The organism is Pseudomonas sp. UME65 (assembly GCF_014170225.1).
GTDB lineage: Bacteria > Pseudomonadota > Gammaproteobacteria > Pseudomonadales > Pseudomonadaceae > Aquipseudomonas > Aquipseudomonas protegens.
The window spans coordinates 511,639-524,866 of record NZ_LZZQ01000005.1; the positions used below are offsets into that span (position 1 = coordinate 511,639).

Genomic DNA, 13,228 nt, shown 5'->3' on the forward strand with positions numbered 1-13,228 from the left:
TTACCGTACAACTGGTTTCATTATGAAACCAAAACTCGGAGCCCAACATGTCAGCCAATTCTTCCCCTCATGCCTCGCCTGCTCTTTCCACCAAAGTGGTGCTGCTGTTCGCCATCGCCTGCGGTCTGGCGGTGGGTAACGTCTACTACGCCCAGCCACTGCTGGATGCCATGGCTCATACCTTCGACCTGGCGCCGGCCACCGTGGGCATCGTCATCACCCTGACCCAGGTCGGCTATGGCCTGGGCCTGCTGTTGCTGGTGCCCCTGGGGGACCTGTACAACCGGCGACGGCTGATCGTGACCCAGACCCTGCTCTCGGTGCTGGCCCTGCTCACCGTGGCCCTGGCCCCGAGCAGCGCCTGGCTGCTGCTGGGCATGGCCTGCATCGGCCTGCTGGCGGTGGTAACCCAGGTACTGGTGGCCTACGCCGCCAACCTGGCCCCGGCAGAGCAACGCGGCCGAACCGTGGGCATGGTCACCAGCGGCGTGGTGGTTGGCATCCTGCTGGCCCGTACCGTGGCCGGGACCATGGCCGACCTGGCGGGCTGGCGTTCGGTCTATCTGTTATCCGCCGGGCTGACCCTGGTGGTGGCCCTGGCCCTGTGGAAAACCCTGCCTACCCGCGAGCAACCCAAGGCCACCCAGGGTTACGGGCAATTGCTCGGTTCGCTGCTGCAACTGTTCAGGGAGGAAAAAGTGCTGCGGGACCGGGCGGTGCTGGCGATGCTGATCTTCGCCGCCGGCACCGTGCTGTGGACGCCATTGGTGTTGCCATTGAGTGCCCCGCCACTGTCCTTGTCCCACACCGAGATCGGCCTGTTCGGCCTCGCTGGCGCGGCAGGCGCCCTGGGCGCGGCACGGGCCGGGCACCTGGCCGACCGCGGCCTGGCGCAGTGGACCAGCGGCCTGGCACTGGGCCTGATGCTGCTGTCCTGGCTGCCCATTGCCTTCACTCAATCGTCCCTGTGGGCCCTGCTGTTCGGGGTAATCAGCTTCGACCTGGGCCTGCAGGCCGTGCACGTCACCAGCCAGAGCCTGATCTACAGCGTGCGCCCCGAGGCGCAGAGCCGACTGGCCGCCGGCTACATGCTGTTCTATTCCCTGGGCAGCGCCGCAGGCTCCATCGCCGCCACCGCCACCTATGCCTGGGCCGGCTGGACCGGGGTCTGCCTGCTGGGGGCCGGGATCAACGGCGTGGCGCTGATCTACTGGCTGTGGAGCCTGGCCCCGGGCAAAGCCGCGGCCAGGGTTCGTTGCGCCACTTGAGCCCGGCGCCGCCGGGTTCAATCAACCGCGGCCGCGCAACATGCTCTGCAGCACACCATCGCGACGTACCCAGCCATGGAACAGCGCCGCGGCCAGATGCAGCAGCACGGTGAAAAACAGCAGGTACGCCAGATAACCATGGGCCTTGCGCAACACCGCAAACAGCTGGGCATTGGCCGGCAGGATCGCCGGCAGTTGCAGCGAACTGCCGAGCATCACCGGGTCGCCGGCCGCCGAGATCATGCCCCAGCCCAGCAGCGGCAGGCTCAGCATCAAGGCGTACAGCAGCACATGGGAGGCCTTGGCCGCCAGCACCTGCCAGCCCGGCAGGTCTGCCGGCAACGGCGGTTGTCGGGTGTAGAAACGCACCCATAGGCGCACCAGCACCAACAGCAGGATGGCGATCCCCAGGGGCTTGTGCAGGTGGATCAGCCATTCATGACGCGCGGAAACCGAGGCCACCATGCCGGCGCCGATGAACAGCATGGCGATGATCAGCAACGCCATCAGCCAGTGCAGCAGGCGCGCCAGGGGAGCGAAATGTCGAGGTTGGCTATTCATGGACGTGGCTCCTGGGCGCCGGGCAATTGGCTGACTTCGCTGGTGCGACGCAGGTAGGAACTGGCGTAGGCCGCAGAGCGCGCTGCCAGCAGGGGGTCGTCGGACGCCTGGATGCCGCTGGGCAGGATCAGCGGGTCGTAATTGATGTCCCGACACTCGCCGCTGTTCTGCGACTGGGTGCTTTGCAGCACCAGGGTCCCGGCGTTGATTACCGGCCGCTGCGCCGGCCAGGCCTTGCTGGCGTCATCCGTGGGGTCACCGGGCGCCGCCAGGGTGATCTGCAAGCGCCAGCGCAGCGGCCCTTGGGCCAGGCGCCGAACCAGGTCCTGCTCCAGGTAGTCGGCGCCTTGCGGGGCACTGCCTGCATCAGGCCCATCCCGGGTCTCGGGCACTACCCCCCAGCGCACTGCCTGGCGCTTGCCGCTGCCATCCACCAGGTAGAAGGCATTGATCCCGTTGTAGCTTTCACTGGCATAGCTGGCCGAAGGTTTGGCGCCCTTGACCCATTGCAGGAACGGCGTCGCCTCGGGATGGCTGGCGAAGAATGCCGGCACTTTGCTCGGGTCCGGCTTGCCCGTGGCCGGATCGGGGGAGCCGGCCTGTTGCAACTGATAGAAGGCTTCGGGAGTGCCCACCGGGAACACCGGCATGCTGTTCATCCCGGTCCGCCACTGCTGGCCGTTGGCCTGGAGGAAACGCAGCGCCAGGCTGCGGATCGGCACGCTGCTGTCCGGCGCATAGGGGTTGCCACTGGGCAGGGCAAAGCGCCCCACCACCGGCGTGCGTGCCTCATTGAACACCTGCGCCGTGGAGTAGGCCCGGGCCTCGCCGCTGCTTTCGAAGTAGCCGATGACGCACACCCCTTTGGCGTGATTGCGGCGATACCCCGGGTGCACGCCATTGTTGGTTTCCAGCACATCCACCAGGGCCTTGGGGGTCAGGCGACCGGGATCGAGGCTGCCATGCACATAGGCCAGAGCCGCCGCAGCGACGGCCACCACCAGGGCGATTGCCCCCAGGCGCAGGGTCAGGCTGACGGGCCCCAGGGGTGGGCGGTCGGGCTTTGATGAAGGATCAACCATGGGACATCTCCAATACGCATAGCCATGAGGGCAAGGACCTGTCAGACGCAGCTCGCCCAGGGTTATTCCACGACCGGTATTTATTTTCCTGCGGCTGGAATAACCTGCTGTGCGGCGCGTCTTCCTAGCCTCAAGCCTAGTGACTGGCCCAGCATCCGCAGGATTTCATGAACGATCTCGACCAACAGCTACGCCCGCTGATTCCAAGGCTGCGCCGCTTTGCCCTGTCCCTGACGCGCCAGCCCAGCAGCGCCGACGATCTGGTGCAGGCCTGCCTGGAACGCGCCCTCGCCGGATGGACCGAGAAACGCCCCGAAGGCGACCTGCGGGCCTGGCTGTTCGCCATCCTCTACCGGCAGTTCCTCGATGCCCACCGGCGTTCCCGACGCTACGCGCGGATGCTGGAGTTCTTCACCGGCCGTGACGACAGCCAGCCCTCGGTGGAGCGCACGGTGATGGCGCAATCGACCCTGGAAGCCTTCGACCGCCTGAATGCCGAACAGCGCGCCCTGCTGCTCTGGGTGTCGGTGGAAGGCTTGAGCTACAAGGAGATCGCCGAGATTCTCCAGGTGCCCACCGGCACCGTGATGTCGCGCCTGTCCCGGGCCCGCCAGGCCCTGCGCCAACTCAGCGACGGCGAAATCAGCAGCCCTTCTCTACGGATACTCAAATGATCAGCCTGCCCCCCAGCGACAGCGACTTGCACGCTTATGTCGATCACCAACTCAGTGAGCAGGACCGCCGGCTGCTGGAGCACTACCTGGCCAGCCACCCGCAGGTGGCGGCCCGGGTCCAGGCCTGGCAGCAGGACGCCCAGCACCTGCGGGCGGCCCTGGGTGGTGCCCTGCTGCAGCCGGCCAACCCGGCGCTGGACCCGGTGCAGATCCGCGCGCGCCTGAAGCAACGTAGCCTGCGCCGCCTGGCCAGTGCCGCGGTGCTCCTGGTGGCGGTGGGCGTGGGCGGCCTGAGCGGCTGGCAGGCGCGGGAACTGACCCTGGCCGGCAGCAGCGTGCTGCCCATGACCGACGCCCTGCAGGCCTATCGTCTGTTTGCCGAGCAGGGCATGCTCCCCGCGGACTTCAAGGTACAGGGCAATCAGAGCATGCAGGCCTGGCTGGACCGCTACTTCACCCAGGCCAGCCCATTGCCGGATCTGCAGGGGGCCGGGTTCAGGGCCGTCAGCGGGCGCCTGCTGAGCACCGAGCAAGGCCCGGCGGCCATGGTGCTGTACGAGGATCGCGAGGGGCGCAAGGTCAGCTTCTACATCCGCCCGCCAGGGCCGCAGAACAAGCTGCTGCCCCCGGGCAGCCGCCGCGAGGGCCCGTTGCAGGCGCAGTACTGGTCCGGCCAGGGCTACAACTACGCCATGGTCGGCCCGGCGGAAATTCCCCTGTAGCCCTCAGAAGCCCACGTCCAGCACCACGTTGTCGATATAGGTGCCGGCCGGCGGGGTGCTCTGGTCGGTGTAGATCCTGGCGTTGTAGTTGAAGATCTGGCTGCCGGTGCCCAGGCCGTTGCCGGGGTTCACCTCGGCATCGGTGCTGGAGCGCCGGGCACTGCCGACACTGCCCCAGCGGGTGCTACCGGCACTCTTGAAGATGTCGTAGGCCAGGTAGTTGCTGCCGGAAATCATCTGCCTGCGCCCCCCCGCACTCACCGGGTGCTGGCCGTCGCTCAGGCCCACGGTGTAGGCACTGCCCTTGGTGCAGGCCAGGTTGATGGTCTGCCCGGTCACCGTCGCGAAGGCGCTGATCACCGGCGCGCTGCCGAAACTGATGTTCGGCGCAGTGATCACGCAATCGTTGGACACCGTCATGTTCACGGTCAGGCTCTGGGTACCGCTGCCGACATCCCGGCCCAGACAGATCCCCAAGGCGCCGATTCCGGAGCAATAGTTCCAGCTCCAGAGAATGCTCAGGTTCTCGGTATAGACCCCCGCCGCAACGTTGCTGCCGGTGAGCGTACCCAGGTAGATGGGCACCGTCTTGGCCACGGTCGGGCTGCCCAGCAGGCCCAGCAGATCGATGATGGAATTGCGGGCGAAGTCGAACTGCACCCCGCGGGTGATCGGATAGCTGGTGCTGTTGTTGGCGTACAGGGTGTAGCTGATGACGTCGCCGGTAGGTCCCACCATGCCGCTGGTGGTGGAGGTGATGGTGGCGTAGAAATGATCGTTGCTGGCCAGAATGCTCAGCAGCGAGCCGGTACAGCTCAGCCCGGCATTGGTGGTGGAGGCCGGCTGCGAGGTGGTGCGCACCAGGATCGAGCTGACGGTACCGAAGCCTGCCGGCGCGGTCGGGACCGTTGTGCACAGTGCCTGGGCCGTGCACGACAGCACGCTCGCCAGCAGCCCCAGTATTGCCTGTCGCCATCCCTTGCCCGCATTCACACGCCACGCTCCTTGATCCGGTGATACCGCCGTTACTGACAGACCAGCGGGCCAATCAACGGCACCTGCTGCTGTTGCATGTCGATGTCGAACTGCGCCCGGCAGGTCTTGCCGTCGGCCAGTTCCACGTGCAGGGTGTTTTGGGGCGCGAGGTTTTCCAGATAGACCAGCCCATCCCAGCCGACCACCGTCCGCGCCCCGCTCTGCTCATGGGTGACGTTGCTGCCCAGGGGCAGCTCGCGCTGCTGGGCGTCCACCAGCACCACGCTGGCGGCAATGATCCGGGTCAGCGGAAACTCCAGCAGGTAGCCGCTGCCACGCCGCACCGCCACCCGCTGCTCGACATTCGGGCTCTGCACGTTGGCCGGCAGGTTCAGCGGATCGATCTCGTACTTGCCGCGGTAATAGGCGCTGCTCCAGGGCACCAGCAGATGGCCGTTCTTGTCGGTCTGGCCCACCAGCTGGTTTTCATAGCGCACCGGGATGTCCTTGTAGCCGTCGGTACTGACCACCACGAAGGCGTCGTCGATCTGGTTGGCGGCGAACACCTGGCGGTCCATCCACACCAGTGAACCGCTGGCATCGGCCCAGCGGGTCTCGGCATCGCTGGTGCCATAGACCCCGCCCTGCAGGCGCACCGACTGCAGGCGCCAGGTCACATCGGCCTGGCGATAGTCGGCGCCACTGCCGGTGGCGTAGCCAAGGTTGTAGCCAACCCCGCCTTCGATCGGCACCGAGCGGCTGAAGTTGACCCGCTGGCGGTTTTCCCCGGTCTTGCTGCGCTCGTTGCTCAGGCTCAGGCTGCCGTGCAGGTCGAAGGGGACCACCAGTTGTGCCTGCATGGCCCAGTGGCTGTCGCCGATCTCGCGGTTGGCCGACAGGTAGAAGCTGCTGCTGTGCCACAGCGGCTTGCTCCAGGTCAGGTTCAACAGCCGGGTACGGGTCGAGTCGGCGGCGCGCACGTCGAAATAACCGGCGCCCAGGCTGCCGAAGCGCTCCAGGTTGAGGCTCAGGGTCAGTTGCTCGCTACGCTGGCTGAGGCTGGTGTAGGGGCTGTCGACCACCGTCAGGTCGGCGTACTGATCACGCCGCTGCACCCGCTGGTAGGCGACGCTGTAGCGCTGGCTGCTGTACTGATAGCCAAGGCTCAACTGCTGGCCGCCGTCGCCGTCGAAACGGCTCTGGCTGACGGCGGTATTGATCACCCCGAACTGCCCCAGCCGCAGGTTGCCGCCGACCCCGCCCAGGGTCAGGGAGTCCGAGGCTTCGGCATGGCCTTCCAGGGTCAGGCTGTCGCTCAGGCCGTAGCGCAGGCTGCCGGAAGTCACCCCCGGGCCATAGCCGAAGTCGCGCAGGGTGTAGTCCCGGCGCAAGGTACCCGCGGCCACCGAGAAGTCCGTCAGGCCCTTTTGCAGCAAGGTGCTGGTGACGTAGAACGGCACCGTGGTAGACACCTGCCGGCCAAGGGCATCGGTGGTGACCACCACCGCTTCGCCGGCGCCGTTGATGAAGGGAATGTTGGTCAGGGTGTAGGGGCCGGGCTGCAGGTCGGCGCTGCTGGATTTGTAGCCGTTGATGAACAGGTCCACCGAGGACGGCACCGCTGCTTCCCCGGCGAACTGCGGCAAGGGATAGGTCACCAGGTCCGGACGCACCGAGAAATCCCGGGACAGTTGCACCCCGCCCAGGCGCACCGAGTTGCTCCAAGGCAAGGCGCCACTGATCAGGTCACCGGCCTCGTAGGTCAGCAGGCGTTCATCGTCGGAAAAACGCCAGGTGGTGTCATAGCGTCGGTAACCGTTGTTCAGGGAGCTGTTCCCACCCCCCGACAGGGTCTGGCGGTACTGCCCGGTGTTGGACAGCGTGCCCCAGGAGTCGAACAGCCGCACCTCGTTCCAGGCCGCCAGGTAGGTGCCGCCGTCATCGGTGTCGTTGAGGTACAGGTCGTAGTTGAGCAACCCGCCGAAGCTGCTCAGGGCCGGGGTCCGTGGGTAGGCCTGGCGGCTGCCGATGAATTGCTCCGGCAGCCAGTCGGGCGGCACATCCAGCAGCAGCCGCTGGCCCTGGCTGTCGTAGTCGCTGTGTAGGCCCGGCAGGCTGTCCAGGTCGACCTCGGCGCCCAGCCCCTCGGGCAGCTTGATCCCGGTTTCACGCAGGGTCTGCGCCGGCAGAAACAGCCGGCCGGAGCGCTGCTCCACCGCCACCACCTTCCCTGTGCTCATCTGATTGATCACCAGTTCCAGAAACAGCTGTGCATCGGCCATCGACTCCAGGCTGCTGGGCGGCGGCGGCAGTTCGCCCGCCGGCACCCCTGCGGCCAGCATCAGGCTACACAGGCCGGTCACCAGCCCTTGCCACCTGCGAAAACGCCGAGCCGGGTCCTGGCTCATTGCGGGCTCAAGTCCATCTATGGACATCTCCATCCCGGGGCGGATGCGCCACCGCGCTCACATCCGTCCGTACCTCTCCCCACCGGCCTTCCGACTGGCGGCCGCGTTGCGCCCGAGGCTCAGTGCGTAGGCGCCAGGTCCTGTACCTGCGGTGCTCCATTGACCCGCAGTTGCAGGGTCGACTCGGCCGCCAGGGTTTCCGGCACCGGCCAGCGCATCACCGCCCCGGGCAACACATAGCCCAGCAGCCCAGGCGCCACGGGCCGGGCCTGCCCGCCCTGCTTGAAGGCCACATCGGTCAGGCGGGCGTGCACCGCGCCCTGGTTGCGCAGCTCGAAAAACGTCTTGCCGTCCACTGCCACCTTACGCCAGCTCAGGTCCGGCACGCCGGCCCCCTTGGGATCGCGTGGACGGGAGGTGTCTTCCTTGCTCCACAGCCCGGCGCCATAGGCGAACAAAGGCACCGAGTAGCGCATCTGGAAGCGGATCGCTGCCGCACTCTTGGCATCCCCTTCCGGGGTGATGGGCTTGGCCGAGGGAATCTCGTCGATGATGATCCGGTACGCCAGCTCCTGCCCCGGTGGCACCTCGCGGGTGCGGGTCAGGCGTACCAGTTGCTTCTGCCCCGGCTCGATGTTCGCCACCGGCGGGCTGCCGATGACATCGCGCTGGTTCTGGTACTGGTCGGCAAAGCCGCTCTGGCTCCAGGCAAACACCCGGATCTGCAGGTTGGCGGTCTCGGTACCGCGGTTCTCCAGCCACAGCGCGCTGGCCTGCTGATCGGCCTCCAGTACCGGGTCGATCGGCCAGATCAGCACCGAACTGGCGGCCTGGACCCTGGGTACAACTGCCAACAGCCCCGCCAGGATCAGATAACCGGTCCCCCGCATGCCCTGCAAAGGTAAATGCATACTGCTACTCCTTGTCCGCCTGCCGGCTGGTTATGAATGCGCCCCATCACCACGACAGCTGCACCTGCAGCACATCGCTGTACGTCCCCCCAGGCTGATTGCCCGGCAACTGCACCTGCCCGTAGATCGGCAGGCTGATGTTATTGGCATCGCTGTAGGCCACGGCCACGCTCTGGCCTATCCCCAGGCTCTGGCTGTAGCCCGCATCGCGAAACAACTGATAGGCCACCCGCGCACTGCCGCTATTGAGCTGCATGTGCCGGCCGCTGCTGTTGTACTGACCTCCGTCCACCGTCATGTTCAGGGTCACCCCCGGCGTGCACTGCAACTGCACGCCCCCGGTGAGCGCCACTCTGACCGTGCTGGTGGACAGCGCCGACTGGCTGCCGAAGGCCAGGCTGCCGTAGTTGCTGACGCCCCCCACCACCAGGCACCCGGCGGTGATGGTGGCGCTGACCTGGAAGCTCTGGCTGGTGGCCGCAGCGATCCACCCCGGCCAGGCACTCGCGCAGGCCAGGAGCAGCAGCGCACAAGCGTGGCTGGCCATGGCATCAGAAGGTCAGTTGCACGGACACCGTATCGGTGTAGGTGCCGGCCGGTAGCCCCGCCTTGCCCACCGCCTGGCCATAGAGGTTCACGGTTTGCGCCACCCCGGTGCTTGGCGCCAGGTTGATCACGCCGTTGATCGCGACGATCTGCGAATGCCCGGAGTCGGTGTACAGGTCATAGGGCACATAGTTGGCCACCCCGTCGAACAGGGCCCGGGTGCCACCGGTGGACTTGCCGTCATTGGCGCCGCCCTGGATGGTCAGGGTCGGCGTGGTGCCGGTGGAGCAGAGGATCGACAGCGCGCCGCCACCGCCGCCCAGCACCTGGCCGGTGGCCGTGGTGAACAGGCTGTTGGTGGTGCCGAAGTTCAGGGCACCGAAGTTCAGCCCGGTGCTGCCGCCGACGCCGTTGACCTGGCAACTGCTGGTGAGGATCAGGGTCGAACTGATCTGCCCGGTGACCGTGGTGGCGGCATTGGCCGTTGAAGCCATGACCAGCCCCAACAGAGGCCAGCCGATTCTGGATACAAGCGCGTGCATGATGTGTGTCCTCTCATGGTTTACCAATCCAGCGTGATGGTCAGGGTGTCGGTGTAGAGCCCTGCCGGAACCGCGCGGGTATTCGCGACCACAGAGCCGAACACCGGGATGGGAATCCGTCTGCCGCTGCTCACTGCGAAATTGCGCTGCTGGCCGATGCTGTAGCTGTCGCTACCGGATGCATCGACGAACAATCGATAGGGGATGGTCTGGCGGCCATTGCTCAAGCGCCGGGTCGTGCCGTCGCCGTTGAGGCCGCCATTGATGGTCACGGTGAAGCCGGTGACCGAGGAGTTGCAGGCCACCTGCAGTTGGCCCTCGGCGCTGTTGGTGAGGCTGGCCTTGATCGGCGCGACCCAGGTCGGGCCCTGCTGGCCGAAGTTGAGCATGCCCGGGTCGCCGATCGGGCTGGCAGACGGATCGCCGCCGCTGCTGACCTGGCAGGCAGCGGTAATCACCAGGCGTGCCTGGATCTGCCCGCTGATTGCCGCCTGGGCGTCGTCCGCCAACAGGCACAACGAACCCAGGGCGACAATCGTCCAGGTCCTGCCTTTCATTGCAGCCATCCCAGTTCCATCAGGACTCCCACATGGGCCGTTCACCATGAACAGCCCTCCCTGCTCTGCCCCGTTACTCGTGGCAGCATTCATGCCCCGGCCCTACCAGGTCAGGGTCACTTTCAATACATCGGAATAACCGCCGGCCCGGGGGATCTCGGCCAAAGGTTCGATACGCCCGTACAAGGGCAGGTCCACCGTGCCGGAATCCGGCACCCGGCCACTGACCGGTACATTCACCGGCAGCGGAATCCGCCGGGCCGGGTCCTGGTAGAGGCGATAAGGAATGGGTTTGCCGGCCCGGGTGTTGCTGGCCAGGTAGCGCACTTCGCCGACACCACCGTGCAGGCCGCCGTCGATGCGCATCTGATAGGGGGTATCGGGGTTGCATTCCAGGCGCGGCTGGCGGCTGCCCGGCAGTGCCGCCGACAAGGGCCCGGCCGGGTCGTCCAGGCGTGCGGTGCTGCCGAAGTCCAGGGTACCGAGCTGTTCGATCCCCGCTTCGCGCTGCTGGCCGACCAACTGGCAGCCACGCAGCACATCGACCCGGACCTGCACCTGCAAGTCCGCGGCCCCTGCTGTCGCGCTGAGCAATGCGCTCATCACTGCCACACCCTTATATCCATTCAAGGCCTCAATCCTTATGAGGAGCATTCGCTGAAGTCAGGTTAGCAACCCGCGGGGAAACCGCCAGTTAGCGTATTAATTGCTCACGGCATGAGCGCTGCGCCGGCACGGCTGTAGCCATGCCTTTTCGAGATGACTGGCCGGGGCATTTTCTATTGGTTAAATTGGCGCGCCGCTCTTAAGGTGAGCGGCCTGGAACCATCGGGGTAATCAACATTGGCCGCTTTACCGCCAAAACATGCACAGACTCGATCTCCCTGGCGTCGCCTGTTCGCCAGGCCCGCCCGCCGCCCGAGCGCCGCTGGCGCGCTGATCCATGACTACTTTCGCCATAAGGCCCTGGACCTGGGCTACACCCTGAGCCATGGCCAGTTGCAGGTGATCGAGCGCATGGGGCAACTGGCCGACGCCCTGGAGCAGGCCACCCCGCAGGCGCCGAGCCTGTACCTGTATGGCGCCGTGGGGCGGGGCAAGAGCTGGCTGCTGGACGGCTTCTTCCGTGCCCTGCCCATCGACGAGAAACAGCGCCTGCATTTCCATGACTTCTTCGCCCAACTGCACCAGGGCATGTTTCGCCACCAGCAGCAGGCCGATGCCCTGGAAACCACTCTGGACGAGCTGCTCCGCCAGTGCCGGGTACTGTGTTTCGATGAGTTCCATGTCCACGACATCGGCGACGCCATGCTCATCACCCGGCTGTTCAAGGCCCTGTTCAAGCGCGGCATCGTGCTGCTGGTGACCTCCAACTACGCCCCCGAAGGCCTGCTGCCCAACCCGCTGTACCATGCCCGCTTCAAACCGGTGATCGAACTGATCAACGCGCGCATGCAGGTCATGGAAGTCGGCGGTGCCGAGGATTACCGGACCCACGCGCAAACCCACGAACAACAGGCCTTTACCCGGGGGCAGTATCTCTGGCCCGGCACCGCGGCCCAGCGCCAGGCGCTCAAGCTGCCCGAACGCCATGCCCCGGCAACGCTGCTGCAGGTCGGCAGCCGCCAGCTGACCACCCGCCAGCGCCAGCAGCGCAGCATCCGCTTCGAATTCAACGACCTGTGCCAGCAGCCCACGGCAGTCATGGACTACCTGGAACTGAGCCGCCAGTTCGACACCTGGATCATCGATGAACTGCCGCCACTGGCGGAGTGCTCGATCGCCGCCCAGCAGCGCTTCATCAATCTGATCGACGTGCTCTACGACCAGGACAAGCGCCTGCTGCTGATCGGCCAGCGCCCGCTGGCCGAAAGCCTGGGCGGCCACGCCATCGACCTGGCCCGCACCCGCAGCCGCCTCGGGCAATTGCAGGAAATCGGCCCCGAGCACCCGCTTGAGCAGGTAGCCACATGAGTTCGATCAGCTTTTGCGAGCTGGTGTGCCTGCACCTGCAAGATTCAACCCTCAAGCACTCCCGGCTATTTGGTCTGGAGAGTTTCTCGGCAGCCGAACTGGCGGCCAAAGGCTATGAGCGGGTCGGCGAGCCCCAGGACTTTCACCAGTATGAAAAACGCTGCACGACGCGCTACCACCAGCGAACCCTGGAGGTGCTGTTCAAGTGCTACTTCCTTGACCGGCAACGGGTCGGCAGTGGCTTCAACCTGGCCCCCGGGGCCCGCCTTACGTCCGTGCTCAAGTACAGGAAACGCCTTGCGGCCCAGCAAAACCTGCCCCCTTCGCAGTTGGCTTTCCATTTCTCGGACGACAAGCAGGAAGGCGCGGTGATTCTGGATGACCGGCACGTCATGCGTTTCAACCAATGGAGCCGCCAGGGCGCCTACCTGCTTGCAACCCTGGAGAGCGACTTCGACCTGGAAAGCCCGCTGGGCAGAGCCGCCACCGGATCGGTAAAAAATACCCTGGAGCACCACAGCCTGGAGTCGATGCTGGCTGAAGCCGGGAACTCCAGGCAACCCGCGGCATTTCGCCGGCTGGCTGGAGCACTGCAAGATGCAAGCATTTGACCGCCAAGAGATTTACCGACTGGCAGAGGCACTCTTGCGCGCCATTGAACATGCCCAGCCGACGGCATTGGCGGCAGTTGGCGTGAGCCCGGCCATTTATGCAGAAATCCTCGAAGAGCTGGACAGCTCGGGAGAACAGGCCGGCGACCTGGCCCTTGCGCCCTATGACCGGGTATTCCAACCAGACCGCAGCGGCCGGGTCGCCCTGGACCTTTACCCGCTGGGCACCGAGCCATCGACCATGAGAGTGGCCTGCCAGCTGTGGTCCAAAGGCCGCAAGACCGACCTGACCCTGATTGCCGACTACGTTCAAGGAGCGGGCGCGTTGGCCTTCAGGCTGCTGGAAACCCAATAGCCCCCATCCCATGGCCGCCCAGGCAGCAAAAACCGCCGAACT

Annotated in this window: 15 protein-coding genes; 6 read left to right on the forward strand and 9 right to left on the reverse strand. The window is 65.9% G+C overall.

Annotation, left to right across the window (positions count from 1 at the left end):
* The first annotated feature begins 47 nt into the window (after nt 1-47).
* Entirely contained in the window at nt 48-1,268 is a 1,221-nt protein-coding gene (locus tag A9971_RS05875) for an MFS transporter (RefSeq protein ID WP_053152715.1), read from the forward strand.
* Between the two features lie 21 nt (nt 1,269-1,289).
* Here the strand turns inward: A9971_RS05875 and A9971_RS05880 are convergent, their stop codons facing one another.
* Nucleotides 1,290-1,829, reverse strand: a complete 540-nt coding sequence (locus A9971_RS05880) for a cytochrome b (RefSeq protein ID WP_011062232.1) — start codon at nt 1,827-1,829, stop codon at nt 1,290-1,292.
* Entirely contained in the window at nt 1,826-2,911 is a 1,086-nt protein-coding gene (locus tag A9971_RS05885) for a catalase family peroxidase (protein WP_183001008.1), read from the reverse strand. Before A9971_RS05885 ends, A9971_RS05880 begins: the two co-directional genes overlap by 4 nt.
* 167 nt (nt 2,912-3,078) lie before the next feature.
* Here A9971_RS05885 and A9971_RS05890 point away from each other — a divergent pair, with 167 nt between their 5' ends.
* Nucleotides 3,079-3,585, forward strand: a complete 507-nt coding sequence (locus A9971_RS05890) for an RNA polymerase sigma factor (protein ID WP_011062234.1) — start codon at nt 3,079-3,081, stop codon at nt 3,583-3,585.
* Complete coding sequence (locus A9971_RS05895) at nt 3,582-4,307, forward strand: anti-sigma factor (protein ID WP_019095137.1); 726 nt, start codon at nt 3,582-3,584, stop codon at nt 4,305-4,307. Before A9971_RS05890 ends, A9971_RS05895 begins: the two co-directional genes overlap by 4 nt.
* 3 nt (nt 4,308-4,310) lie before the next feature.
* Here the strand turns inward: A9971_RS05895 and A9971_RS05900 are convergent, their stop codons facing one another.
* The 7 genes from A9971_RS05900 to A9971_RS05930 form a co-directional block, all read right to left on the reverse strand.
* Nucleotides 4,311-5,300, reverse strand: coding sequence for a spore coat U domain-containing protein (locus A9971_RS05900; RefSeq protein ID WP_011062236.1), 990 nt, complete (start codon nt 5,298-5,300; stop codon nt 4,311-4,313).
* Nucleotides 5,301-5,332: 32 nt separating this feature from the next.
* A complete protein-coding gene (locus A9971_RS05905; protein ID WP_183001009.1) occupies nt 5,333-7,690 on the reverse strand; it encodes a fimbria/pilus outer membrane usher protein in 2,358 nt (785 codons plus the stop codon).
* 119 nt (nt 7,691-7,809) lie between these two features.
* Entirely contained in the window at nt 7,810-8,601 is a 792-nt protein-coding gene (locus A9971_RS05910; protein WP_183001010.1) for a molecular chaperone, read from the reverse strand.
* Nucleotides 8,602-8,647: 46 nt separating this feature from the next.
* Complete coding sequence (locus A9971_RS05915) at nt 8,648-9,148, reverse strand: spore coat U domain-containing protein (RefSeq protein WP_015636326.1); 501 nt, start codon at nt 9,146-9,148, stop codon at nt 8,648-8,650.
* A 4-nt stretch (nt 9,149-9,152) separates the two neighbouring features.
* Nucleotides 9,153-9,689 carry a spore coat protein U domain-containing protein gene (locus A9971_RS05920; protein WP_015636327.1) on the reverse strand — a complete coding sequence of 179 codons (537 nt, stop codon included), beginning with the start codon at nt 9,687-9,689 and terminating at the stop codon, nt 9,153-9,155.
* A 20-nt stretch (nt 9,690-9,709) separates the two neighbouring features.
* Nucleotides 9,710-10,246 carry a spore coat U domain-containing protein gene (locus A9971_RS05925; RefSeq protein WP_011062241.1) on the reverse strand — a complete coding sequence of 179 codons (537 nt, stop codon included), beginning with the start codon at nt 10,244-10,246 and terminating at the stop codon, nt 9,710-9,712.
* 102 nt (nt 10,247-10,348) lie between these two features.
* Nucleotides 10,349-10,849: a spore coat U domain-containing protein gene (locus A9971_RS05930; protein ID WP_015636329.1), complete on the reverse strand. Its 501-nt coding sequence runs from the start codon at nt 10,847-10,849 to the stop codon at nt 10,349-10,351.
* A 240-nt stretch (nt 10,850-11,089) separates the two neighbouring features.
* Between A9971_RS05930 and zapE the strand changes: the two genes are divergently transcribed.
* From zapE to A9971_RS05945, 3 genes are read left to right on the forward strand one after another with little or no spacing between them, the layout of a single operon-like run.
* Nucleotides 11,090-12,220, forward strand: a complete 1,131-nt coding sequence (zapE, locus tag A9971_RS05935; RefSeq protein ID WP_015636330.1) for a cell division protein ZapE — start codon at nt 11,090-11,092, stop codon at nt 12,218-12,220.
* Complete coding sequence (locus tag A9971_RS05940) at nt 12,217-12,831, forward strand: hypothetical protein (RefSeq protein ID WP_015636331.1); 615 nt, start codon at nt 12,217-12,219, stop codon at nt 12,829-12,831. Before zapE ends, A9971_RS05940 begins: the two co-directional genes overlap by 4 nt.
* On the forward strand, nt 12,818-13,186 hold the full coding sequence (locus A9971_RS05945) for a hypothetical protein (RefSeq protein WP_015636332.1): 369 nt from the start codon (nt 12,818-12,820) through the stop codon (nt 13,184-13,186). The genes A9971_RS05940 and A9971_RS05945 overlap by 14 nt, the downstream gene beginning before the upstream one ends.
* Nucleotides 13,187-13,228 lie beyond the last annotated feature (42 nt).

Bases quoted from the DNA above. Each gene is read 5' to 3' on its own strand.
- A9971_RS05890 (WP_011062234.1), top strand. From the start codon at position 3,079: ATGAACGATCTCGACCAACAGCTACGCCCGCTGATTCCAAGGCTGCGC.
- A9971_RS05905 (WP_183001009.1), bottom strand. From the start codon at position 7,690: ATGAGCCAGGACCCGGCTCGGCGTTTTCGCAGGTGGCAAGGGCTGGTG.
- A9971_RS05915 (WP_015636326.1), bottom strand. From the start codon at position 9,148: ATGGCCAGCCACGCTTGTGCGCTGCTGCTCCTGGCCTGCGCGAGTGCC.
- A9971_RS05885 (WP_183001008.1), bottom strand. From the start codon at position 2,911: ATGGTTGATCCTTCATCAAAGCCCGACCGCCCACCCCTGGGGCCCGTC.
- A9971_RS05925 (WP_011062241.1), bottom strand. From the start codon at position 10,246: ATGAAAGGCAGGACCTGGACGATTGTCGCCCTGGGTTCGTTGTGCCTG.
- A9971_RS05895 (WP_019095137.1), top strand. From the start codon at position 3,582: ATGATCAGCCTGCCCCCCAGCGACAGCGACTTGCACGCTTATGTCGAT.
- A9971_RS05910 (WP_183001010.1), bottom strand. From the start codon at position 8,601: ATGCATTTACCTTTGCAGGGCATGCGGGGGACCGGTTATCTGATCCTG.
- A9971_RS05880 (WP_011062232.1), bottom strand. From the start codon at position 1,829: ATGAATAGCCAACCTCGACATTTCGCTCCCCTGGCGCGCCTGCTGCAC.
- A9971_RS05945 (WP_015636332.1), top strand. From the start codon at position 12,818: ATGCAAGCATTTGACCGCCAAGAGATTTACCGACTGGCAGAGGCACTC.
- A9971_RS05875 (WP_053152715.1), top strand. From the start codon at position 48: ATGTCAGCCAATTCTTCCCCTCATGCCTCGCCTGCTCTTTCCACCAAA.
- A9971_RS05940 (WP_015636331.1), top strand. From the start codon at position 12,217: ATGAGTTCGATCAGCTTTTGCGAGCTGGTGTGCCTGCACCTGCAAGAT.
- A9971_RS05930 (WP_015636329.1), bottom strand. From the start codon at position 10,849: ATGAGCGCATTGCTCAGCGCGACAGCAGGGGCCGCGGACTTGCAGGTG.
- A9971_RS05920 (WP_015636327.1), bottom strand. From the start codon at position 9,689: ATGCACGCGCTTGTATCCAGAATCGGCTGGCCTCTGTTGGGGCTGGTC.